At 68.4% G+C, this 715-nt stretch carries 1 protein-coding gene; it reads left to right on the plus strand.

What is annotated here, in order from left to right:
* Positions 1-237 precede the first annotated feature (237 nt).
* The coding region (locus AC1DWT_RS51715; RefSeq protein ID WP_477926334.1) for an IS110 family transposase at positions 238-715 on the plus strand (478 nt) is incomplete at its 3' end.

The raw sequence follows: 715 nt of genomic DNA on the forward strand, positions 1-715 counted from the left end.
GGGACGCTTTGCCACTCAGTGATACTGGTTGGGTTCGTTGACGCGGCCGGTCTGACTCGTTGCCACTCTGACGCCCGCAAGGACTGTCCTTCACGTGATGTGTCGACCGACCGCGTCGACGAACACACGCGGCCGGTCGGGCGGAGTGAMCTGATAGGAGCCTGACTTCGACAAGTCCCATCACTGAGTTGTCCGCCGTCCCGACCGGTGCGTGGCCACCAGATGAAAGGGACAGCCATGACCAGCATGACCGAAACCCCGCCGGATGTCAGCCTGACCATCSACGCCGGCGTCGACACCCACAAACACACCCACCACGCCGCGATCGTCGACCACCTCGGTCGCCCCCTCGCCGACCGCGAGTTCCCCGCCACCGAYGCCGGCTACCACCAACTCCTGAGCTGGCTCGCCGGCACCGGCATCATCGCCTCCGTCGGTGTCGAGGGCACCGGCAGCTACGGCGCCGGCCTCACCCACGTGTTGCACGACGCCGGTCTCACCGTCGTCGAGGTCGACCGCCCCGACCGTCGTTCCCGACGGCGGCACGGCAAATCCGACCCGCTCGACGCCTACGCCGCCGCCACCGCGGCCCTGACCGGACGCGCCACCACCGTCCCCAAGACCCACGGCGGGGACGTCGAGGCAATCCGGTTCCTGCACAACGCCCGCCGCAGCGTGATCAAGTCCCGGGCCGAGGCGATCACCACCCTCAAGG

The sequence above is a fragment of the Rhodococcus sp. P4_B6 genome, from assembly GCF_056402215.1.